This is a genomic window from Bacillus sp. 205(2023), assembly GCF_037027485.1.
GTDB classification, from domain to species: Bacteria; Bacillota; Bacilli; order Bacillales; family Bacillaceae; genus Bacillus; species Bacillus halotolerans.
In genome coordinates this window covers 1,133,607-1,154,296 of the sequence record NZ_JAXCHF010000001.1, presented here as the reverse complement: position 1 = coordinate 1,154,296, position 20,690 = coordinate 1,133,607, and the positions used below count along the sequence as shown (strand labels likewise).

Below are 20,690 nucleotides of genomic sequence, written 5' to 3'. Positions count from 1 at the left end.
ATAAAAGAGGGGATTATCATTGTTTACTGCATATGAAGAAGCGCGCAGCTGGATTCACAGCCGTCTAAAATTCGGAGTGAAGCCTGGTCTTGATCGAATGAAGCAGCTGATGGCGCGATTGGACCATCCTGAAAAGAAAATCCGCGCGCTCCACGTGGCGGGAACAAACGGCAAAGGATCAACTGTCGCTTTTATCCGTTCTATGCTGCAAGAAGCGGGATACACTGTCGGTACGTTTACATCGCCTTATATCATCACATTTAATGAGCGCATCAGCGTAAACGGCACACCTATTACAGATGAGGAGTGGGTCACACTCGTTAATCAGGTGAAGCCGATCGTTGAAGAGCTTGATCAAACTGAACACGGTCAGCCGACAGAATTTGAAATTATGACGGCTTGTGCATTTTTATATTTTGCTGCGTATCATCAGGTTGATTTTGTTATTTTTGAAACAGGTCTGGGCGGAAGGTACGATTCTACTAATGTTGTCGAACCGCTTTTAACCGTCATCACAAGCATCGGATACGACCATATGAACATCTTAGGAAACACCATTGAAGAAATCGCAGGCGAAAAAGCCGGGATTATAAAAGAAGACATTCCGATCGTGACAGCCGTTACCCAGCCGGAAGCCTTACAGGTAATCCGGCATGAAGCTGAACGAAAATCTGCTCCTTTTCAGTCATTGCATGATACAAGCAGGATTTATAATGAAAAGGCTCTCCCTGCAGGAGAACAGTTTTCTTTAAAAACCGGAGAAACGTGTTATGAAGATATTCGAACATCTCTCATCGGTACGCATCAAAGACAAAATGCGGCATTGTCCATTTTGGCTGCCGAGTGGCTTAACAGGGAAAACATTGCTGAAATTAGTGGTGCTGCGTTAAGAAGCGGGCTCGTAAAGGCTGCTTGGCCGGGCAGATTAGAGTTGGTTCAGGAACATCCGCCGGTATATTTAGACGGCGCCCATAATGAAGAAGGGATCGATAAGCTGACTGAAACGATGAAGCAGCGTTTCCCGGATTCCGACATTTGTGTGGTGTTCAGTGCGTTAAAGGATAAGCCGTATCATGACATGATTAAGAAACTGGAAACGATCGCGCACTCGATTCATTTTGCTTCTTTTGATTTTCCGCGTGCTTCTCTTGCGAAAGATCTGTATGATGCTAGTGAAATCAGCAGCAAAAGCTGGAATGAAGATCCGGAGCATGTGATCAAATTAATAGAAAGCAAAAAAGGCTCAAATGATATCGTACTCATTACGGGATCACTTTATTTTATTTCTGACATTCGAAAAAGAATGCTGTAATGACTTTGGCCCGGCAGAATCAATAATAATATTCTGCCGGGATTTTTTCTGTCAAAATCTAAAATTGCTTATTATAGATCAATATGCTTGCTGTGCTACAATCCATAGCATAATCCTAAAGATAGTAAAGGTGTGTTGTCTATGATTCCGATTCTTTTTGTCCTCGGCCTTATCCTCGGTTCATTTTATTATACGGTTGGATGCCGTATCCCCTTGCACATATCCATCATAAGTCCGCGTTCAGCATGTTCCTTTTGCCGTCGAACCCTAACCTCGACGGAATTAATCCCTGTTTTATCTTTTATTCTGCAAAAAGGCAACTGCAAAAGCTGCGGCCAAAAGCTCTCTCTTATGTACCCGGCGGCAGAGCTCTCGACAGCGTGTTTATTTGCAGCCGCGGGATTTCGTTTCGGTTTGTCTTGGGAACTGATTGTTGCGTTGGTGTTTCTATCTCTTCTAATTATTGTTTCTGTGACAGATATTCACTTTATGCTGATTCCAAATCGCATATTGCTATTCTTTCTTCCCTTTCTGGCGGCTGGCAGAATTATTTCTCCGCTTCTTTCTTGGTATGAAGGCTTTATAGGCGCGGCTGCCGGTTTTCTTTTACTGGCCTTTATTGCCGTCATCACTCATGGAGGAATAGGGGGAGGGGATATTAAATTATTTGCCGTTATTGGCCTTGTGCTTGGTGTAAAAATGCTTGCTGCCGCTTTTTTCTTCTCTGTTCTTATAGGCGCATTATACGGAGCTGCCGCTGTACTGTTCGGAAGGTTGGCCAGAAAACAGCCGATTCCCTTTGCCCCGGCAATTGCGGCAGGAAGTATTTTCGCTTATTTATACGGTGACTCTATCATTTCCTTTTATGTCAAAACGGCGTTAGGCTGACTGATGAAAAATTTGACGAACGTTTTTTGGACAAGACGACAAAAGTCTTGTTCTTTTTTTTTTCGCCTGTGCTAAAGTGTGTAGCATGAAAAGCCACAAGAACGGTCACACAAATGAAGGGAGGAAGCAGAATTGAAAAAAAGGAAGCAAAAAAAAATCAGTAAAGCGGAAGAAAAAGCCCTCAAGGTGACGATTAATGGAAAAGAAGAAACAGTTTACGAACAAGAGACACCGGAGACAGAGCAAGAAAAAAACATGACGTTTTCAAATTGGGAGGAAAAGAGAAAGGCGGAGCAGGAGGTTGCGGCATCCCATGAACATACTGATGAAGATGAATTCAACTGGGATTCAGACGAGGATAAGGTGTTTAAAGATGACCCCAAAGTTGTACCGCCTTATCAAAAGAAGAAATCGAAGCTCTATTCAAAAGGAAAGTCAGGGTCGGCCAAGCCGGTAAAAAGAGTGGCGGCGACAATTGCCTTTGCGGCGGTTTTAGGCACAGGCTTAGGGCTATTCGCATTGAATATATCAGGCAATAAAGAAGCGTCGGCGCCAGCCTCCTTAGATGATTCTTTAGGCAGCCAGACGGCAAAAGCAGGAGATACATCTGCGGAGAAACAAAGCACCGGCGGAGAAAAACAAGCGGCACAAACGGAAGGTACATATAAAACATATGCAGTTCAAGCAGGAAAGTTTTCAAATGAAAAGGGTGCGGAGACGTTAACTGAACAGCTGACTGAAAAAGGATATTCCGCCGTCTCCCTGTCGAAGGATGACGGGTACACGTATGTCATTGCGGGACTGGCAAATGATAAGGCTGTATCACAGCAGTTAGGGCAGCTTTTGATCGACAGCGATTTTGAAGCTTGGGGAGGCAAGGAATTATCCTTATCAATAGAGTCGGATATGACAGATTCTTTCAAGAAAACAGCAGAGCTCTCTGCGAAGGCGATTCTCGGAGAAGATATCACAAAAGCAAGTGTTAAAAAAATAGAAAAGTCGCTCGGTGAATCAGAAGCGGCTGAAACGGGAGAGAAAAAAGCAGTTTTGCAGGCGTTAAAGGAATTAGAGGACCCAAGTGCTGAAGCCGGATGGAAGGCTCAGCAGCAGCTTTTAGCCGTAATTAAATAATAGAAAGTGCCTGAGCCTTCGTCCTTAGTGACAGGCTTTTTTTTATTTTGTCATGAAAAAGTTATTTTTCTGAAATTGTGGCGAGCCTCATGATTTGGTAGGATAAATGAGTATCTTTTTTTCTTAAGCAAACCCTGAAAGGATGACGACCATGGCTAAGCCGCTTATACTTGCATCACAATCTCCGCGAAGAAAAGAACTCCTCGATCTGCTTCAGATTCCCTACACCATTATTGTCAGTGAAGTAGAGGAAAAATTAAATCGAAACTTTTCACCTGAAGAAAACGTCCAATGGTTGGCAAAACAAAAAGCTAAGGCTGTGGCCGATCTCAATCCGGGCGCAATCGTAATCGGTGCTGATACAATGGTATGTCTTGACGGTGAGTGCCTTGGCAAACCGCAAGATCAAGAAGAAGCCGCTGCAATGCTTCGCAGGCTTTCCGGCCGTAGTCATTCAGTGATAACCGCTGTCAGTATTCAAGCCGCAAATCACAGCGAAACGTTCTATGATAAGACAGAGGTTGTGTTTTGGCCCCTCAGTGAAGAAGATATTTGGACTTATATTGAAACGAAAGAGCCGATGGATAAAGCAGGTGCTTACGGAATCCAAGGAAAAGGCGCACTTTTTGTAAAAAAAATAGACGGAGATTATTATTCAGTCGTAGGGCTCCCTATATCAAAAACAATGAGAGTTCTGAAGGATTTTGATGTAGAAGCCTGACGATTTTTATAAACGGGAAGGGAAAGAAAAGGAGGGCTTGATCATACACGATCTGCCATTAAAACTCAGAGATTTCCCAAAGAAAGAAAAACCTAGAGAACGGCTGCTGAAAGTCGGAGCCGAGAACTTAGCAAACAACGAACTTTTGGCTATTTTATTGCGGACAGGCACAAAGAACGAATCTGTTATGAACCTTTCAAACAGGCTTCTGCGCTCGTTTGACGGGCTGCGTCTGCTGAAAGAAGCTTCCGTTGAGGAGCTGTCCAGCATCCCGGGAATCGGTCTGGTGAAGGCTGTGCAAATACTGGCAGCAGTTGAACTGGGAAGCCGTATTCATAAACTAGCCAATGAAGAACATTTTGTAATCCGCTCCCCGGAAGACGGCGCAAACCTGGTCATGGAGGATATGCGCTTTTTAACCCAGGAGCATTTTGTCTGTTTATATTTAAATACAAAAAACCAAGTCATCCATAAACGCACTGTTTTTATCGGAAGTCTGAATTCATCTATTGTCCACCCCAGGGAGGTATTTAAAGAAGCGTTCAAACGATCTGCTGCTTCCTTTATTTGTATCCACAATCATCCTTCGGGGGATCCGACGCCGAGCAGGGAAGATATTGAAGTGACAAGACGGCTGTTTGAATGCGGAAACCTGATTGGCATCGAGCTGCTTGACCATTTGGTGATTGGCGACAAAAAATTTGTGAGTTTAAAGGAAAAAGGATATTTGTAACACTTTTTTTTTCGTCGAATTAAGCTATAATAGAGTTTATGAGTTTTTCCCTTTAGGGTATTTTTGCTTTAAGAAAGGAAGATACATACATATGTTTGGAATTGGTACAAGAGACCTTGGTATAGATCTTGGAACTGCGAATACGCTTGTTTTTGTAAAAGGTAAAGGAATTGTTGTGAGAGAGCCGTCAGTCGTTGCTCTGCAAACGGATACGAAATCGATTGTTGCTGTCGGAAATGATGCGAAAAATATGATCGGACGGACTCCTGGAAACGTAGTGGCTCTTCGCCCGATGAAAGACGGCGTTATCGCTGATTATGAAACAACGGCTACCATGATGAAATATTACATCAATCAAGCCATTAAAAATAAAGGCATGTTTGCCAGAAAACCTTATGTGATGGTTTGTGTGCCATCCGGCATTACTGCGGTTGAAGAGCGTGCTGTTATCGATGCGACAAGACAAGCAGGAGCGCGTGACGCGTATCCGATCGAAGAACCGTTTGCTGCGGCTATCGGCGCCAATCTGCCGGTTTGGGAACCGACTGGTAGCATGGTTGTTGATATCGGGGGCGGAACGACAGAAGTTGCGATTATTTCCCTCGGAGGTATTGTAACATCTCAATCCATCCGCGTTGCCGGTGATGAAATGGACGATGCGATTATCAACTACATCAGAAAAACATACAACCTGATGATCGGGGACCGCACTGCTGAAGCGATTAAAATGGATATCGGCTCTGCTGAATCCGCAGAAGAATCCGATAAAATGGAAATCCGCGGCCGTGACTTGCTGACAGGTCTGCCGAAAACGATCGAAATTACTGGAAAAGAAATTTCTAATGCTTTGCGTGACACTGTGTCAACCATTGTAGAGGCAGTGAAAAGCACACTTGAAAAAACACCGCCTGAGCTTGCCGCAGATATCATGGACAGAGGTATTGTGTTAACCGGCGGCGGAGCGCTTCTTCGTAATCTGGACAAAGTCATCAGCGAAGAAACAAAAATGCCGGTCCTTATCGCTGAAGACCCGCTTGATTGTGTAGCGATCGGTACAGGAAAAGCACTGGAGCACATCCATCTTTTCAAAGGAAAAACAAGATAATCGGGAGTTCAATAGAAGAGGTGTAACACGATGCCGAATAAACGGTTAATGCTATTACTTCTGTGTATTATCATATTGGTGGCTATGATTGGATTTTCGCTGAAGGACGGCCGTAATACCACCTGGCCTGAGAAACTGATCGGTGATACGACGGGAGTATTTCAAAACATTTTTCATACGCCTGCCGAATTTTTTGCAGGGATATTTGAGAACATTAGTGATTTAAAAAACACATACGAAGAAAACGAGCGTCTGAGAGAAAAGCTTGACGGACAGACAAAATATGAAGCCAAGCTTCAAGAACTTGAAGACGAAAACAAATCCTTGCGTGACGAACTCGGCCATGTGAAATCAATAAAAGATTACAAGCCGATTTTGGCGACAGTCATTGCCAGAAGTCCTGATAACTGGGCGAAGCAGGTGACCATTAACAAAGGGACTCAGCAAAACGTAGCGAAAGATATGGCTGTAACGAACGAAAAAGGCGCATTAATCGGGAAGATTAAAAGCTCCGGCCTTAATAACTTTACGTCTACGGTCCAGCTTTTAAGCGATACTGACCGGAATAACAGAGTCGCAACAACCATTTCCGGGAAAAAAGGCAGCAAAGGCTACGGTTTAATCGAAGGCTATGATAAAGACAAAAAACGGCTGAAGATGACCATAATCGAACGCAAGGATAAACAAGACGTGAAAAAAGGCGATCTGATTGAAACGTCGGGCACAGGAGGCGTATTTCCAGAAGGGCTGACAATCGGTGAAGTGACTGAGATCGAGTCTGACTCTTATGGATTAACGAAAGTTGCCTATGTAAAACCTGCGGCTGATCTTTCTGATTTAAATAATGTGATCGTTGTTAATCGTGATGTGCCGACTGTCGATACAGAGGAGGAAGGATCGTGAAACGTTTCCTTCTCCCTTTCGTTATGATGTTGGTTTTTTCGGCGGAAAGCATCTTTACTGATCTGGTGCATTTCCCGTTCGTCACGGATGACCAGGTGCTCGTCCCGCGTTTTCTGATGCTTGTGCTGATTTTTATGTCGGCTTTTATCAATCAAAAACACGCGGTGATCTACGGTTTTATTTTCGGCTTTCTATATGATATGAATTATACAAGTCTATTAGGTGTTTATATGTTTGGCTTTGCGGGGCTAAGCTATTTGGCGTCAAAAGCGTTTAAAGTGCTGCACACAAACGCTTTTGTCGTCATCCTGATTGCTGTTCTCGCAGTTTGCCTGCTTGAATTTTATGTATTCGGCATTCAGTCGCTGATTCACAAAGACATTATGACGTTTAATGGCTTTGTGCTAGACCGGTTTATACCGACAGTTTTATTAAATATGATAAGCGCACTCATCCTGGTTCTCCCATTTAGATTATTTTTTATGAGTCTAAAGAAAGAATTGAGAGATGAGTAAAAAGGATTTTATCTTTTTTTGACGAAATGAGTATGTTGTTGAGGTGAATATTGTGAAGACCAAAAAGCAGCAATATGTAACGATAAAAGGAACAAAGAATGGTTTGACATTGCATCTTGATGATGCATGTTCTTTTGATGAGCTTCTCGATGGTCTTCAGAATATGCTGTCAATTGAACAATATACAGATGGAAAAGGCCAGAAAATCAGCGTTCACATTAAGCTGGGCAATCGCTGCTTATATCAGGAGCAAGAGGAACAGCTGACCGAATTAATTGCGTCAAAGAAAGATTTGTTTGTTCATTCTATTGAGAGTGAAGTCATTACTAAAAAAGAAGCACAGCGTATGAAAGAGGAAGCTGAAATTATTTCTGTTTCAAAAATTGTCCGTTCAGGCCAAGTGCTCGAGGTGAAGGGCGATTTGCTTCTAATCGGAGATGTGAACCCGGGCGGGACAGTCAGAGCCGGCGGAAACATTTTTGTTCTGGGTTCGCTGAAAGGGATTGCCCACGCCGGATTTAACGGAAATAACCATGCGGTCATTGCTGCCTCTGAAATGCTGCCGACACAGTTAAGAATCAATCACGTGTTAAATCGCTCCCCAGACCACATTCAAAAAGGGAACGAAATGGAATGTGCTTATTTAGATACAGACGGAAATATGGTCATTGAACGCCTTCAACATTTGGCTCATTTAAGACCTGATCTAACAAGGCTTGAGGGAGGAATGTGAATTGGGTGAGGCTATCGTAATAACTTCGGGAAAAGGCGGAGTAGGTAAAACAACAACATCTGCTAACCTCGGTACCGCCTTAGCCATTTTAGGGAAGCGTGTATGTTTAGTAGATACTGATATAGGACTGCGCAACCTGGATGTAGTAATGGGTCTTGAAAATAGAATTATTTATGATCTCGTAGACGTTGTAGAGGGCAGATGTAAAATGCATCAGGCGCTCGTAAAGGATAAACGTTTTGATGATTTGCTCTATTTAATGCCCGCTGCTCAAACGAGTGATAAAACGGCTGTTGCTCCTGAACAAATTAAAACTATGGTCCAAGAGCTCAAGCAGGAATTTGATTATGTCATCATAGACTGCCCCGCAGGAATTGAGCAAGGATACAAAAACGCCGTTTCCGGGGCTGACAAGGCGGTAGTGGTCACAACGCCTGAAATTTCAGCTGTGCGAGATGCTGATCGCATTATAGGGCTTTTGGAGCAAGAAGAAAATATTGAACCGCCGCGGCTCGTTGTAAACAGAATCAGAAATCACCTGATGAAAAACGGTGACACGATGGATATCGATGAAATCGTTCAGCATTTGTCGATTGATTTGCTCGGTATCGTTGCCGATGATGATGAAGTCATTAAGGCATCTAACCATGGCGAACCGATTGCAATGGACCCGAAAAACCGCGCTTCCATCGCATATCGCAATATTGCCCGCCGCATTTTAGGCGAATCTGTTCCTTTGCAGGTGCTTGAAGAGCAGAACAAGGGAATGATGGCTAAGATTAAGTCATTTTTCGGAGTAAGATCATAATTTCATAGAATAAAAGAGAAGAATCTGACAAAGCAAATGCTGTGTCAGGTTTTTTTGTTTCTGACTGCTCTGTGCTTGAAGGTAAATCGAATAATTGCCGTGGACAAGACATATGATGTACAAACCCAACGAATGCAAAGGATGATGGCAATGAGTCACAGAGCAGATGAAATCAGAAAACGATTAGAGAAAAGAAGGAAACAGGTTTCCGGCTCAAAACGTTTCCCTACTCAGACAGGTTCCGAAAAGCAAAAAACGCCGTCCTGGGTCATGATGTCTGATCAGGAAAAACATGGAACCCTCCCGGTATATGAGGATGGCAATTCGAATTTCAGCGGAAGACACCCTTTGGTGAAAACAGACTCAATTATTCTGAAATGTCTTCTATCGGCCTGCCTTGTTCTTGTTTCTGCCATAGCCTATAAAACAAATATTGGACCCGTCAGCCAGCTCAAGCCGGTCGTTGCACAAACCTTCGAAACAGAATTTCAATTTGCTTCAGCAAGCCATTGGTTTGAAACGAAATTTGGCAGCCCGCTTGCATTTCTTGCTCCTGAAAAGAAAAATAAGGAACAGCAGGTTGAAGTGGGTCAGGATCTCGTCGCACCCGCATCTGGTAAAGTTCAGCAGGATTTTCAGGACAACGGAGAAGGCATTAAAGTCGAAACAAGCAGCGATACAATCGATTGTATAAAAGAAGGCTATGTTGTTGAAGTCAGTAAAGACGGTGAGACGGGGCTGACAGTGAAAGTGCAGCATGCTGACAATACCTACAGCATTTATGGTGAACTGAAAGACGTGGATGTCGCTTTATATGATTTTGTAGATAAAGGCAAAAAGCTCGGTTCGATTAAACTCGATGATCATAACAAAGGGCTCTATTATTTTGCCATGAAAGACGGCGACAAATTTATTGATCCGATCCAGGTGATCTCATTTGAATAAATGGCTTGACCTCATCTTGAAAACTCATGTTCATCCTTTTCTTTGGATTATCATGGCGCTGGGGCTGATTACAGGGCATATGAAAGCATTGCTGTGTTTACTTGTGATTGTTCTGATCCATGAGCTGGGGCATGCCGCTCTGGCCGTGTTTTTTTCTTGGAGAATCAAGCGTGTTTTTTTGCTGCCATTTGGAGGAACGGTTGAAGTGGAAGAGCACGGAAATCGACCGTTAAAGGAAGAGTTTGCGGTTATTATTGCCGGACCTCTTCAGCACATTTGGCTCCAGCTTGCCGCTTGGATGATTGCAGGCCTCTCAATAATTGATCAGCAGACCTTTGAGCTGTTTACATTTTATAATCTATCTATTTTATTTGTGAATCTGCTGCCGATTTGGCCGCTTGATGGCGGTAAGCTGTTATTTTTAATTTTTTCAAAGCATCTGTCTTTTCAAAAAGCGCACCGGCTGAATCTAAAGACTTCACTTGTGTGCTGCCTGCTTCTCGCATGCTGGGTTTTATTTGCGGTTCCTCTGCAAATCAGCGCATGGGTTTTGTTTGTCTTTCTGGCTGTTTCTCTGTTTGAGGAGTACAGGCAAAGACACTACATCCATGTGAGGTTTCTCCTGGAAAGATATTATGGGAAAAACCGCGAGCTTGAAAAATTGCTTCCGCTTACCGTTAATGCTGAGGACAAAGTCTATCATGTCATGGCGGAATTCAAACGAGGCTGCAAGCATCCCATTATTATAGAAAAATCCGGAGAGAAGCTAAGCCAGCTGGATGAGAATGAAGTGCTGCATGCCTACTTTGCTGATAAGCGGACAAATTCCTCCATGGAAGAGCTGCTGCTCCCTTATTAAAATCGATTGACAAACGCCTTATATTCTGATATATTTTTTAATGTTATGGATGTAGCACCAATGCTACAACCGCTCAGTACAGGTGTTAAGAGTTGTTTTACAGCCCCCTGGTATCTGGCGAGTCTTAGTCTAATAGGAGGTGCAGAGAATGTACGCAATCATTAAAACAGGCGGTAAACAAATTAAAGTTGAAGAAGGCCAAACTGTTTACATCGAGAAACTTGCTGCTGAAGCAGGTGAAACAGTTACTTTTGAAGACGTTTTGTTTGTTGGCGGAGACAATGTGAAAGTCGGCAACCCTACAGTTGAAGGCGCAACAGTAACGGCTAAAGTTGAAAAACAAGGCCGCGCGAAAAAAATCACTGTTTTCAGATACAAAGCAAAGAAAAACGTTCATAAAAAACAAGGTCATCGTCAGCCTTACACTAAAGTGACGATCGAAAAAATCAACGCGTAAGCATGATTCAGGCAACAATCAGAAGGTCCCGTACTGACAAAAGCTTATTGTCTTTTGAAATGACGGGCCACGCCGACTTTGCTGAACATGGACAAGATCTCGTTTGTGCCGGAGTAACAGCCGTTGTGTTTGGATCCGTTAACGCGGTCATCGCGCTGGCGGGCTTCGAGCCGCTTCTTGATATAGGAGAAGATGGGGGTTATTTCTATTTTGAATTCCCTGAATCTCTCGATCCGGAGGCGCGCCAAAAAGCTCAGTTGCTGATTGAAGGCATGATTGTTTCGTTAGAGACAATTGAGCGGGATTATAAAGATCACTTGCGTGTGACCACAAACATAATATAGGAGGTGAGCTACATGCTTAGATTAGATCTTCAGTTTTTCGCTTCTAAAAAAGGAGTAGGTTCTACAAAGAACGGACGTGACTCTGAGGCTAAACGTTTAGGTGCTAAACGTGCTGACGGTCAATTCGTAACAGGCGGTTCTATCCTTTACCGTCAACGCGGAACAAAAATTTACCCAGGTGAAAACGTGGGCCGCGGCGGAGATGACACTCTTTTTGCGAAAATCGACGGAACTGTTAAATTCGAACGTTTCGGCCGTGACCGCAAAAAAGTGAGCGTATATCCTGTAGCTCAATAATGATTCAAAAACTCCGGTCGATGATGACTGGAGTTTTTTTTGCAATATGCGGAGTAAGCATCAAGAATGTTATGCAGAGTATGTGCGAGCAGACCCCGCCAAGAATGAGAACGAATGTCTCAAACCCACTGGATATGTTCCCCAAGCAGTAATACATAAAATGTTCTGCCTGGCTGAAAATCAACCGAAGCCAGAAAAAAGGAACATGATATTTCTGGGAAAAACAATTGTTTTTCTATCAAAGCCTTCTCTGTTATAATTCATAATACACACTTATACAGACTCCTAAATAAGAAATCAAATGATTGGGAGTGCGAAAATGAAGGATGTTTCAAAAAATCAAGAAGAAAATATAAGCGATACGGCTTTAACAAATGAACTGATTCATCTTCTTGGCCATTCCCGGCATGATTGGATGAATAAGCTGCAGCTAATTAAAGGAAACTTAAGCTTGCAGAAGTATGACCGCGTCTTTGAAATCATTGAAGAAATGGTGATAGACGCTAAGCACGAATCAAAGCTCTCAAACCTGAAAACACCGCATTTAGCGTTTGATTTTCTTACGTTTAATTGGAAAGCCCAATGTATGACACTTGAATATGAAGTTCTCGGGGAAATTAAGGATTTGTCAGCTTATGATCAAAAATTGGCGAAACTGATGAGAAAGCTGTTTGATCTGTTTGAACAAGCAGTCACTAGAGGCAGTGAAAATCATTTAACCGTTTCGCTTCAAACCGATCATCCTGACAGACAGCTGATTCTGTACCTTGATTTTCACGGCACTTTTGCCAATATATCTGCCTTTGACGATTTTCGGCAAAATGGATATGAGGACTTTGATATCATGCGTTTTGAGATCACAAGTCACGAATGTCTGATTGAAATTGGGTTGAACTAGCGGAGTTTTTTAACGGTTTAGAACGGAGGACATTATGTTTGTAGATCAGGTGAAAGTGTATGTAAAAGGCGGCGACGGAGGCAACGGGATGGTTGCGTTTCGCCGTGAAAAATATGTGCCGAAAGGCGGCCCTGCCGGCGGCGACGGCGGAAAAGGAGGAGACGTCGTTTTTGAAGTGGACGAAGGTCTCCGTACTCTTATGGATTTTAGATATAAAAAACACTTTAAAGCGATTCGCGGCGAGCATGGCATGTCAAAAAACCAGCATGGACGAAATGCTGATGATATGGTCATTAAAGTGCCGCCTGGCACTGTTGTGACAGACGATGATACAAAACAGGTCATTGCCGATTTAACCGAACATGGACAGCAGGCTGTCATCGCAAGGGGCGGAAGAGGCGGAAGAGGGAACTCACGCTTTGCCACACCGGCGAACCCCGCACCTCAGCTCTCAGAAAACGGTGAACCGGGAAAAGAACGCTATGTTGTTCTTGAATTAAAAGTGCTTGCAGACGTCGGGCTTGTCGGGTTCCCAAGTGTAGGAAAATCGACTTTGTTGTCCGTCGTTTCATCTGCAAAACCGAAAATTGCGGATTATCATTTTACGACACTTGTTCCGAATCTTGGCATGGTCGAAACAGATGATGGACGGAGCTTCGTTATAGCCGATTTGCCTGGACTGATTGAAGGGGCTCATCAAGGCGTCGGGCTTGGCCACCAATTTTTGCGCCATATTGAGCGGACCCGTGTTATCGTTCATGTCATTGATATGTCCGGCTTGGAAGGCCGCGATCCGTATGAGGATTATGTGACAATTAATCAGGAATTGAGCGAGTACAATTTGCGTCTCACTGAGCGCCCGCAAATTATTGTCGCAAATAAAATGGACATGCCGCAGGCGGCGGAAAATCTTGAAGGGTTTAAAGAAAAGCTGACGGATGATTATCCGGTATTCCCGGTCAGTGCAGTGACAAGAGAAGGACTTCGCGAGCTTCTGTATGAAGTCGCCAATCAGCTGGAAAACACTCCGGAATTCCCGCTGTATGACGAGGAAGAGCTTACGCAAAACCGTGTCATGTACACGATGGAGAATGAAGAAGTGCCATTCAGCATTACGCGAGATCCTGACGGAGTCTTTGTGCTTTCAGGAGACAGTCTTGAGCGGTTATTCAAGATGACTGATTTCTCACGTGATGAATCCGTTAAACGATTTGCAAGACAGATGCGGGGAATGGGTGTTGATGAAGCACTCAGAGAACGCGGGGCCAAAGACGGAGACATTATCAGACTTCTTGAATTCGAATTTGAATTTATTGATTAATAATGGGTGAGAGCCTGGATATCAGGCTCTCTATTTTCAAAAGGGGGGATGCAAGTGAAAGAGGAGACGTTTTATCTTGTCCGTGAAGATGTGTTGCCTGATGCGATGAGAAAAACATTGGAAGTCAAAAAACTGCTGGATCGAAAAAAAGCAGAATCAGTGGCAGATGCCGTTCAAAAGGTGGATTTAAGCAGAAGTGCATTTTATAAATACAGAGATGCCGTTTTTCCTTTTTATACAATGGTTAAAGAGCAAATTATCACACTTTTCTTTCATTTAGAGGATCGCTCAGGCGCGTTATCTCAGCTCCTTCAGGCGGTGGCTGACTCTGGAAGCAACGTTCTTTCCATTCACCAGACCATCCCGCTTCAAGGGAGAGCGAACGTAACGCTGTCTATCAGTACATCTGCAATGGAAGAGGATATTCATACATTAATGAACAAGATGAGAAAGTTTGACTTTGTAGAAAAGGTTGAAATATTAGGTTCAGGAGCGTAAGGGGAGAGAATATCGTCATGAAAGTCGGTTATTTAGGTCCAGCAGCTACATTCACACATCTAGCAGTCAGTTCTTGTTTCCAAAATGGCGCCGAGCATGTTGCTTACCGCACGATACCGGAATGTATAGATGCGGCAGTTGCGGGTGAGGTTGATTTTGCGTTTGTTCCTTTAGAGAACGCATTAGAAGGATCAGTAAATTTAACAATAGACTATTTAATACATGAACAGCCTCTGCCTATCGTAGGTGAAATGACATTGCCGATTCATCAGCACTTACTCGTTCATCCTTCCAGAGAGAATGCATGGAAGGACCTAGACAAAATTTATTCTCATTCACATGCGATTGCACAGTGCCATAAATTTCTCCATCGGCATTTTTCTTCCGTGCCGTATGAATACGCCAATTCAACCGGAGCGGCGGCAAAATTTGTCAGTGACCATCCCGAGCTGAATATCGGGGTGATTGCCAATGAAATGGCGGCTTCTACATACGAATTAAAAATCGTAAAACGGGATATACAGGATTATAGAGACAATCATACGCGATTTGTCATTCTGTCTCCTGATGAAAATATATCATTTGAAGTGAATTCAAAATTGAATTCAAGACCAAAAACAACACTGATGGTGATGCTTCCGCAGGATGATCAGTCCGGAGCGCTGCATAGAGTGCTGTCTGCTTTTTCTTGGAGAAACTTAAACCTGTCAAAAATCGAATCCCGTCCGACCAAAACCGGGTTAGGGAATTATTTCTTTATTATTGATATTGAACAGGCGTTTGATGAAGTATTAATCCCTGGGGCTATGCAGGAGCTTGAGGCGCTCGGATGCAAAGTAAAGCTGCTTGGTACATATCAATCTTATCAATTATAAAAAGCCCTATTAGGGCTTTTTTTAGTCTTCAATCAAAATACCGGCTTCTTCGAGTGCTTGACAGGCTTGATCGATGCGATGTTCATCGGGTGCTGTCAGTGTATGAAGATGCACACCATCTGTCAGCTGTGATAAATAGGAGGCATTTGTGGAATTGATCTTTTTGATGAAATGTTTGACTTCTTTTCGAGTGCCGACTTGGATCGCTGCAGTTAAATCTCCGTATACAGGGTGCTCAATTTTTACGTCTTTTACAGTTACCCCTTCATCCACGATGAGCTGCAATTCTTCTTCTGTCCGTTCAGGCCCGTGCAGACACGCTATGATTCTTTCTGCCTGCTGATGCTTCTGAGCGGCGGCGTCCAGATAGACATAGCCTTGGCTTGTGGCGATAATCGGCTCGTTACTCGCTTTTAAAAGCGAGATATCCTGAACGATCACCTGTCTCGAAACATTGGCTTTTTTGGCGAGCTCTCCTCCTGTCAGCGGCGATGTGGATTCCTTCAGCCACAAAAGAAGCTGCTCACGCCTATTGGCGCCCAAGAGCTTTAATTCTTCGGTCAATATGATATTCTCCTTTCCTTTGTTCCAAAAGCGCTGTAAACGTATCTAATAACATATCCAGCTGTTCAGTTGTTGTGTTTTTTCCGAAAGAGATCCGGATAAATTGCAGGGCTTCCTGTTCTGTTTTTCTTAACGCTTTCATCGTTTCAGACGGCCCATGATAACCTGCAGAACAAGCGCTGCCCGTTGAAATGCAAATATTATTCCGATTACATTCTAACATAACATATTGTCCTTCAAATGAGCCAAAAAAACACCCGATAATATGGGGCAGACATTCTGTGTTTGCACCATCTGCCGCAAGGGTTACAGGGAGAGACCGAATACGGATTTGTTCTAAAAAATATTGTCTCAGCGTTTGATTGTGGGATATCTGACTTTCCATTTCACTTACGATCAGCTCCGCAGCCGCTGTAAAGGCTCCGATACCCGGTACGTTTACCGTGCCTGCTCGAAACCCATTTTCATGAACGGTGTCAGGGTACACCGGTTTCCAATTGACGTCCGGCCGAATATAGACAGCTCCGACTCCTTTAGGGCCGTGAATTTTGTGACTCGAAACAGAGAGAGCATCCACCCCCATTTCTTCAGTATGGATGGGCAGTTTGCCGAATGTTTGTACCGCATCACAATGAAGAAGAATTTGCCTGTTGTGAAGATACGATGACAGGTGTTTAATGGGCTGAATAATTCCTGTTTCTGAATTGGCATGCTGAATAGAAACCAGGCCTGTGTCCGGGCGAATATGAGCTGCCAATATTTCCTCGGTAATAAGTCCGTACTCGTTAGGCTTAATGATTGTCACGTCAAAGCCATGATTCCGCAGTAAAGCAGCACAGTTATGGATTGATTGATGTTCCATGGCAGTCGTAATAAAATGTCTTTTTGTTTTTGGCAAGCCGTTTAACAATGATTGAATGGCAAGAAAATTGGATTCAGTGCCTCCGCTTGTAAAATATATACCGTCTGTTTCTCCGCCGATTATGTCAGCTATTTTCCCCCGGCAGTACTCCAGTATATGCTTTGCTTTTCCCCCAGCGTCATGCAAGCTGCTGGCATTCCCGTACATATCAATGCTGAGCTTCTGAAATACGTCCAGTGCTTCCTCGCAAATTGGCGTGGTTGCTGCATAATCTAAATAAATCATCCGGTCTTTCCTCCATATGTTCTTCATAAAAAACTCTTGAGTTTATTTTATCGTTGTGTAAATATAGGTGTCAAGACAGGTGTAAACAACAGGAGGTGGCATATGTCTATAAAGACGATTGCGGTCATTGGTTCAGGAGCGGCGGCACTTGCCCTGGCTTCTGCACTTCCGCCATCATACCAGGTGACTGTCATCACGAAAAAAAGCACAAAAAACAGCAATTCAAGACATGCACAGGGCGGAATTGCGGCGGCTTATGCAAAAGATGACTCGATTGCGTCTCATATGGAGGATACGTTATACGCAGGCTGCGGACATAACGATCAAAACATCGTATCAGACGTTTTGCTTGATGGAAAAACCATCATTGAGAATTTTTTGGAGAATGACTTTCCATTTGACCGGGATAAACAAGGCAAAGTCAGCCTCGGCAGGGAAGGAGCCCATACGCGCAACCGCATTTTTCATGCAGGCGGAGACGCTACAGGCAGCATGCTCATTGATTACTTGCTGAAACAAATCAATAGTCAAATCGAAGTCATCGAGAATGAAACAGCGGTTGATTTGCTGATGAAGAATGGGCGCTGTGCCGGTGTAGTGACGAAAGACAGCCGCGGCCGGATCAATTTGCGGCATGCGGATGAGGTTGTGCTGGCAGCTGGCGGATGCGGCAGCTTGTTTCAGCACCATACGAACGATCCATCTGTCACGGGTGATGGTCTTTCACTTGCTTACCGGGCCGGAGCGGAATTAACTGATTTAGAGTTTACCCAGTTTCATCCTACACTTCTAGTCAAAAATGGCGTCTCGTTTGGGCTTGTTTCAGAGGCAGTCAGAGGTGAGGGCGGTTTTATAACAGACCAAAATGGCCGCCGTATTATGGCCGGACGGCATCCGCTGGAGGATTTAGCACCACGGGACGTCGTCTCGCGGATGATTCATGAAGAAATAGCAAAAGGAAAACGTGTGTATATCGATTGCAGCGCTATTTCTGACTTCGAAGTGCGTTTTCCCACAATCACCTCTATTTGCCAAAAGGCAGGGGTTGATATTCGCAAAAGAAAAATACCTGTTGCGCCGGGAATGCATTTCTTAATGGGAGGCGTTTCAGTCAATCGGTGGGGAGAAACAACTGTGCCCGGGCTTTACGCGATAGGGGAAACTGCATGCACCGGCTTACACGGAGCCAATCGTCTTGCGAGCAATTCTTTGCTGGAGGCACTTGTGTTTGGTAAAAGAGCAGCAGAACATATTATGAGAAAACCGGCTGATAACAGGTATAGTCAATTCAACGGTGAAACCAGCGGAGTTTATGAGGTGCCGAATATCGAACTTTCTGAACTGCAAAACAGAATGACAAGCGACATGTCCATAGTAAGAGAAAAAGACAGACTGATTGAGATGAGCAATTGGCTTTGTGGGCTCCCATCTCAGAAGATAAATGTGAAGGATATCACAATTCCGCAGCTGGAGCTTTCTCACTTGTGGCAGGTTGCAAAGCTGATGACTTCGTCTGCTCTATTGCGGGAAGAAAGCAGGGGGGCGCATTTTCGAATTGATATTCCTCAGGCTGATGCAGGCTGGCAAGGAAAACAAATTGTCCATACAAAAAAGGGAACCAAAATGAGAAAAAACGAAGGGATTTGGAGAAATGAATCATTTACAGCTGAAAAAATTGCTGAATCACTTTTTTCATGAGGATATAGGGACGGGAGATCTTACATCACAGTCCATCTTTGAAGGACAGAACTGTGAGTCCTCAATTGTTGCAAAGTCAGACGGCATTTTCGCCGGAGCTGCGGTGATTAAGGAAGGCTTTTCCTTATTAGATGAAAAGGTTCAGACGTTTTTACACAAAAAAGATGGAGATCATTTGCGAAAGGGTGATGTGATTGCCGTCTTACGCGGGCCGGCCGCTGCTCTTCTTTCTGGAGAGAGGGTAGTATTAAATCTTATTCAAAGGCTGTCGGGTATTGCGACGATGACAAGGCAGGCTGTTGAACGGCTTGATGATGAACAGATTAAGGTTTGTGACACAAGGAAAACGACGCCGGGGTTAAGAATGCTCGAAAAATATGCGGTCAGGGTCGGAGGAGGATATAACCATCGATTCGGCCTGTACGACGGAATCATGATCAAAGATAATCATATTGCAGCTTGCGGTTCCATTGTAAAGGCGTGTGAAAAAGCGCGGCAGGCAGCAGGGCACATGGTGAATATTGAAGTGGAAATTGAATCTGAGGAGCAGCTCAGAGAAGCCATTCTTGCTGAAGCTGATGTCATTATGTTTGACAATTGCCCGCCTGACACTGTCCGCCATTTTGCAAATATCACACCGGATCACATTAAAACCGAAGCTTCCGGAGGAATTACATTAGAATCTCTGCCCGCTTTTAGAGGGACGGGTGTGAATTATATTTCCTTAGGATTTCTGACTCATTCGGTCAGAAGCTTAGATATCAGCATGGATGTAGCGTTAACAAATCAGTCAGTGGAGGAATGCGGTTATGTCAATTCTTGATGCAATCAAACAATTTGAAATGATGCCTGACCATTATAAAGGGCTGTCAATGAAAGAGATGGAGAGACGTGTTGCAGCCATTAAGGAAAAGTTCGGGAGCAGGTTGTTTATTCCAGGCCATCATTATCAAAAGGATGAAGTAATTCAATTTGCTGACCAAACGGGCGATTCACTCCAGCTTGCCCAAATGGCGGAAAAAAATAAGGATGCGGAATATATTGTATTTTGCGGCGTACATTTTATGGCAGAGACCGCTGATATGCTGACAGGTACGGACCAAACGGTCATCCTGCCAGATATGAGAGCGGGCTGTTCTATGGCTGATATGGCTGACATGCAGCAGACGAACAGGGCGTGGGAGAAACTTCAGCATATATTCGGCGACACGATCATACCATTAACCTATGTGAATTCTACAGCGGAGATCAAGGCATTTGTCGGAAAGCACGGCGGAGCGACTGTAACCTCATCCAATGCCAAAAAAGTGCTTGAATGGGCGTTTACACAGAAAAAACGCATTTTATTTCTGCCCGATCAGCATTTAGGAAGGAACACCGCTTATGAACTTGGTATCCCGCTTGAGGACATGGCTGTCTGGGACCCGATTCAGGATCAATTAGAGAACGAGGCAGAACAAAACGATATCAAGGTTATTCTTTGGAAAGGCCACTGCTCTGTTCATGAAAAATTCACCGTGAAAAATATAAATGATTTGAGAGAACGAGATTCTGACATCAGGATCATTGTTCATCCTGAATGCTCCCATGAAGTCGTAATGCAAAGTGACGACAGCGGATCAACGAGATATATTATTGATGCAATCAGCCACGCTCAGCCGGGAAGCAAATGGGCAATCGGTACAGAAATGAATCTTGTTCAGCGACTGATTCAAGAGCATTCCGACAAACAAATTGAATCACTCAATCCGGATATGTGTCCATGTCTGACGATGAATCGAATTGACCTCCCGCATTTGCTCTGGTCTTTAGAACAAATAGAAAAAGGAGAACCAGCAGGTGTGATCAAAGTGCCGAAAGTCATTCAGGACGATGCCCTTCTTGCTCTGAATCGAATGCTAACCATCACGTAAATCAGAAATATTTCCCCTCCTGTAT

General features: G+C 43.9%; 25 protein-coding genes and 1 other annotated feature. Of the genes, 22 read left to right on the top strand and 3 right to left on the bottom strand.

Features of this window, described 5'->3' with window-relative positions; all coding sequences use genetic code 11:
* Nucleotides 1–19 precede the first annotated feature (19 nt).
* The 15 genes from WA325_RS05925 (at nt 20) to rpmA (ending at nt 11,751) form a co-directional block, all read left to right on the top strand.
* Entirely contained in the window at nt 20–1,312 is a 1,293-nt protein-coding gene (locus WA325_RS05925; protein WP_336183315.1) for a bifunctional folylpolyglutamate synthase/dihydrofolate synthase, read from the top strand.
* 141 nt (nt 1,313–1,453) lie between these two features.
* Nucleotides 1,454–2,200, top strand: a complete 747-nt coding sequence (locus tag WA325_RS05920; protein WP_336183314.1) for a prepilin peptidase — start codon at nt 1,454–1,456, stop codon at nt 2,198–2,200.
* A 132-nt stretch (nt 2,201–2,332) separates the two neighbouring features.
* Nucleotides 2,333–3,331 (top strand): SPOR domain-containing protein, encoded by a 999-nt coding sequence (locus tag WA325_RS05915; RefSeq protein ID WP_105953484.1) that lies wholly within the window; start codon nt 2,333–2,335, stop codon nt 3,329–3,331.
* Between the two features lie 151 nt (nt 3,332–3,482).
* Nucleotides 3,483–4,052: a Maf family nucleotide pyrophosphatase gene (locus WA325_RS05910; protein WP_024122358.1), complete on the top strand. Its 570-nt coding sequence runs from the start codon at nt 3,483–3,485 to the stop codon at nt 4,050–4,052.
* Nucleotides 4,053–4,089: 37 nt separating this feature from the next.
* Nucleotides 4,090–4,785, top strand: coding sequence for a RadC family protein (gene radC / locus WA325_RS05905; protein ID WP_024122357.1), 696 nt, complete (start codon nt 4,090–4,092; stop codon nt 4,783–4,785).
* Nucleotides 4,786–4,876: 91 nt separating this feature from the next.
* Nucleotides 4,877–5,890: a cell shape-determining protein MreB gene (mreB, locus tag WA325_RS05900; protein WP_010335164.1), complete on the top strand. Its 1,014-nt coding sequence runs from the start codon at nt 4,877–4,879 to the stop codon at nt 5,888–5,890.
* 30 nt (nt 5,891–5,920) lie between these two features.
* Complete coding sequence (gene mreC / locus WA325_RS05895) at nt 5,921–6,793, top strand: rod shape-determining protein MreC (protein WP_010335163.1); 873 nt, start codon at nt 5,921–5,923, stop codon at nt 6,791–6,793.
* Nucleotides 6,790–7,308: a rod shape-determining protein MreD gene (gene mreD / locus WA325_RS05890; protein ID WP_010335162.1), complete on the top strand. Its 519-nt coding sequence runs from the start codon at nt 6,790–6,792 to the stop codon at nt 7,306–7,308. Before mreC ends, mreD begins: the two co-directional genes overlap by 4 nt.
* A 52-nt stretch (nt 7,309–7,360) precedes the next feature.
* Nucleotides 7,361–8,041, top strand: coding sequence for a septum site-determining protein MinC (gene minC, locus WA325_RS05885; RefSeq protein ID WP_024122354.1), 681 nt, complete (start codon nt 7,361–7,363; stop codon nt 8,039–8,041).
* A gap of 1 nt (nt 8,042) precedes the next feature.
* Nucleotides 8,043–8,849: a septum site-determining protein MinD gene (gene minD, locus WA325_RS05880; protein WP_024122353.1), complete on the top strand. Its 807-nt coding sequence runs from the start codon at nt 8,043–8,045 to the stop codon at nt 8,847–8,849.
* Nucleotides 8,850–8,999: 150 nt separating this feature from the next.
* Nucleotides 9,000–9,794, top strand: a complete 795-nt coding sequence (locus tag WA325_RS05875) for a M23 family metallopeptidase (RefSeq protein ID WP_336183313.1) — start codon at nt 9,000–9,002, stop codon at nt 9,792–9,794.
* Nucleotides 9,787–10,653: a M50 family metallopeptidase gene (locus tag WA325_RS05870; RefSeq protein ID WP_105990283.1), complete on the top strand. Its 867-nt coding sequence runs from the start codon at nt 9,787–9,789 to the stop codon at nt 10,651–10,653. The genes WA325_RS05875 and WA325_RS05870 overlap by 8 nt, the downstream gene beginning before the upstream one ends.
* A 57-nt stretch (nt 10,654–10,710) precedes the next feature.
* Nucleotides 10,711–10,788 (top strand) — a sequence feature (ribosomal protein L21 leader region).
* 13 nt (nt 10,789–10,801) lie between these two features.
* Nucleotides 10,802–11,110: a 50S ribosomal protein L21 gene (gene rplU, locus WA325_RS05865; RefSeq protein WP_003222620.1), complete on the top strand. Its 309-nt coding sequence runs from the start codon at nt 10,802–10,804 to the stop codon at nt 11,108–11,110.
* A 2-nt stretch (nt 11,111–11,112) separates the two neighbouring features.
* Nucleotides 11,113–11,454, top strand: a complete 342-nt coding sequence (locus WA325_RS05860; protein WP_024122350.1) for a ribosomal-processing cysteine protease Prp — start codon at nt 11,113–11,115, stop codon at nt 11,452–11,454.
* 12 nt (nt 11,455–11,466) lie between these two features.
* Nucleotides 11,467–11,751 carry a 50S ribosomal protein L27 gene (gene rpmA / locus WA325_RS05855; RefSeq protein WP_003222623.1) on the top strand — a complete coding sequence of 95 codons (285 nt, stop codon included), beginning with the start codon at nt 11,467–11,469 and terminating at the stop codon, nt 11,749–11,751.
* A 119-nt stretch (nt 11,752–11,870) separates the two neighbouring features.
* On the opposite strand, the gene WA325_RS05850 is transcribed toward rpmA, so the two are convergent.
* Nucleotides 11,871–11,993 carry a hypothetical protein gene (locus tag WA325_RS05850; RefSeq protein ID WP_125825434.1) on the bottom strand — a complete coding sequence of 41 codons (123 nt, stop codon included), beginning with the start codon at nt 11,991–11,993 and terminating at the stop codon, nt 11,871–11,873.
* Between the two features lie 77 nt (nt 11,994–12,070).
* Here WA325_RS05850 and WA325_RS05845 point away from each other — a divergent pair, with 77 nt between their 5' ends.
* From WA325_RS05845 to pheA, 4 genes are read left to right on the top strand one after another with little or no spacing between them, the layout of a single operon-like run.
* The gene (locus WA325_RS05845) at nt 12,071–12,649 is read left to right on the top strand and encodes a sporulation initiation phosphotransferase B (RefSeq protein WP_095714292.1); all 579 of its coding nucleotides are present in this window, start codon (nt 12,071–12,073) and stop codon (nt 12,647–12,649) included.
* A gap of 34 nt (nt 12,650–12,683) precedes the next feature.
* Nucleotides 12,684–13,970, top strand: a complete 1,287-nt coding sequence (obgE, locus tag WA325_RS05840; protein WP_024122348.1) for a GTPase ObgE — start codon at nt 12,684–12,686, stop codon at nt 13,968–13,970.
* Nucleotides 13,971–14,024: 54 nt separating this feature from the next.
* Nucleotides 14,025–14,468, top strand: coding sequence for a transcriptional regulator ThrR (thrR, locus tag WA325_RS05835; RefSeq protein WP_010335153.1), 444 nt, complete (start codon nt 14,025–14,027; stop codon nt 14,466–14,468).
* Between the two features lie 17 nt (nt 14,469–14,485).
* On the top strand, nt 14,486–15,343 hold the full coding sequence (gene pheA / locus WA325_RS05830; protein ID WP_202853442.1) for a prephenate dehydratase: 858 nt from the start codon (nt 14,486–14,488) through the stop codon (nt 15,341–15,343).
* A 21-nt stretch (nt 15,344–15,364) separates the two neighbouring features.
* Here pheA and WA325_RS05825 read toward each other — a convergent pair whose 3' ends face one another.
* Together WA325_RS05825 and WA325_RS05820 are read right to left on the bottom strand one after the other, a co-directional pair.
* Complete coding sequence (locus tag WA325_RS05825) at nt 15,365–15,907, bottom strand: transcription repressor NadR (RefSeq protein ID WP_326326287.1); 543 nt, start codon at nt 15,905–15,907, stop codon at nt 15,365–15,367.
* Complete coding sequence (locus WA325_RS05820) at nt 15,873–17,054, bottom strand: IscS subfamily cysteine desulfurase (RefSeq protein WP_202853440.1); 1,182 nt, start codon at nt 17,052–17,054, stop codon at nt 15,873–15,875. Before WA325_RS05820 ends, WA325_RS05825 begins: the two co-directional genes overlap by 35 nt.
* A gap of 102 nt (nt 17,055–17,156) precedes the next feature.
* Here WA325_RS05820 and nadB point away from each other — a divergent pair, with 102 nt between their 5' ends.
* Genes nadB through nadA form a run of 3 tightly spaced genes read left to right on the top strand, consistent with a single transcriptional unit; the run spans nt 17,157 to nt 20,665 of the window.
* On the top strand, nt 17,157–18,752 hold the full coding sequence (nadB, locus tag WA325_RS05815) for an L-aspartate oxidase (RefSeq protein ID WP_326326284.1): 1,596 nt from the start codon (nt 17,157–17,159) through the stop codon (nt 18,750–18,752).
* Nucleotides 18,706–19,575, top strand: a complete 870-nt coding sequence (gene nadC / locus WA325_RS05810; protein ID WP_336183312.1) for a carboxylating nicotinate-nucleotide diphosphorylase — start codon at nt 18,706–18,708, stop codon at nt 19,573–19,575. Before nadB ends, nadC begins: the two co-directional genes overlap by 47 nt.
* The gene (gene nadA / locus WA325_RS05805; RefSeq protein ID WP_336183311.1) at nt 19,562–20,665 is read left to right on the top strand and encodes a quinolinate synthase NadA; all 1,104 of its coding nucleotides are present in this window, start codon (nt 19,562–19,564) and stop codon (nt 20,663–20,665) included. The genes nadC and nadA overlap by 14 nt, the downstream gene beginning before the upstream one ends.
* The last annotated feature ends 25 nt before the right edge of the window (nt 20,666–20,690 follow it).